Here is a 1784-nt window from a genome sequence, read left to right as displayed (position 1 = left end):
GATTAAATGCATTTGAATATAGTCTAAACTTATGTTTTGGTTTTCCGCGATAAAAGTGTTTCTTATATCTCTGCCTTCGTCTCCTCTAACGGGTATATTTTGTAAATTGGGTTCGGAAGAAGATAATCGTCCCGTTGCCGTTACAGTTTGATTGAAAGACGCATGAATTCTATTTGTAGATTTATTAACTAAAGTCGGAAAAACATCCAAATAAGTATTTTTTAATTTAGCGTATTTCCTATAAGTCATCATATCTTGAGCGATTTTATATTTTTTAGATAGTTCGCTTAAAACTTCTTCGTCCGTAGAAAATCCCGTTTTTGTTTTTTTTGTCGGTGGAAGTCCCAATTTATTAAAAAGTATATATTCGAGTTGTTTCGGAGATTGCAAATTAAATTCTTCTTTAGCTTCTTCAAATATATTTTTCTGAATTTTATCCAAAAGCAAAGAATATTCTTCGGATAGTTTTTTCATTTTCTCCGAACTTATATAAACTCCGTCAAATTCCATATCTCCCAAAACTTTTATCAAAGGCATTTCTATATTAAAAAATAAATCTTTGAGTTCCATACTCTCGATAAGCGGAGCAAAACATTCGTAGAGTCTAAAAGTTATATCGGCGTCTTCGCAAGCGTATTCCACGACTTCTTTCAAATTGACTTCGAGCAGAGTTTTTTTAGCGCCGTCCGTTATCTCTCCGTATTTTATCGTATTGTAAGACAAATAACTCATTGCCAAATCGTCCATATTGTATCGGCTTCTTGTCGGATTTATAAGATATGCCGCAACCATTGTGTCGAAATAAAAATTTCCAAAACTTTTATTTATCGCTCGCAGCATTTTATATTCGTATTTTAAATTATGTCCTATTATTTTTATATCTTCTTTAGCCAGAGTGTCGAATACCAATTTCAAGCAGGAATCGATATTTATTTTTGTTCTTTCGCTAATATCCAAATAAAAAGCTTCTTTCGATTTTATTGCAAAAGAAATTCCGATTATTTTATCTTTGAAAGTGTCGAGTCCCGTAGTTTCAAAATCAACGCATACCAATTTTTTACTCTTTATATCGTCAATAAGATTTTTTAATTCTGTTTCGTTTTCTATCAAATAATAATTCGCTTTGCTTTCTTTTGCGCTTGTTATTCTTATTTCGTTCTTTTTTTCTTCGTTTTTAGATTCGCCAGAAATTTTTACTTTATCTTGTTTTTTAGTAGAACCTTCTTTCGATACATTTGAGATATAAGAATTGATTTTTTCTCTAATTTGTTTTAATTCCAAATCGTCAAGTATTTTATTAACTTTTTCAATATCTATTTTATTATTTTCAATTTCTTTATAATCTAAATTCAATTCATCAATATTTCTTTTTATCGTAGCAAGCTCGTAGCTCATATAGGCTTTGTCTTTATCGTTAATAAGTCTTTCTTGCAATTTCCCTTGAATAGAATCTATATTTTTATAAATTCCGTCCAATGTTTCGTATTCTTCCAAAAGTTTAACCGCCGTTTTTTCGCCGATTCCTTTAACTCCAGGTATATTGTCGGAAGCGTCTCCCATAAGCGCTAGCAAGTCTATAATTTGATTAGGATAAACTCCTCTTTTTTCTTTAACCGTTTCGGCATCGTATTCTATAAGTTCGTTGTCTTTATTGCTTGCCACAACGTTAACATCTTTACCCACAAGCTGAAGAATATCTTTATCGGGAGAATAAATTATAGTTTTTATATTTTCTTTTTTATTTTTTTCGGCAATATGCCCGATAATATCGTCTAATATCGTCC

The 1784-nt window shown here is 30.8% G+C and carries 1 protein-coding gene; it reads right to left on the bottom strand.

The genetic code is table 11. From position 1 onward, the window contains the following. Positions 1-1784: DNA polymerase (locus tag EZH24_RS11165; RefSeq protein WP_236847192.1), on the bottom strand; the 1784-nt coding region annotated here is incomplete at both ends.

Origin of the sequence: Brachyspira catarrhinii, assembly GCF_005518285.1 — a bacterium.
Classification (GTDB): Bacteria; Spirochaetota; Brachyspiria; order Brachyspirales; family Brachyspiraceae; genus Brachyspira; species Brachyspira catarrhinii.
This window is presented reverse-complemented; position numbering and strand designations above follow the sequence as displayed.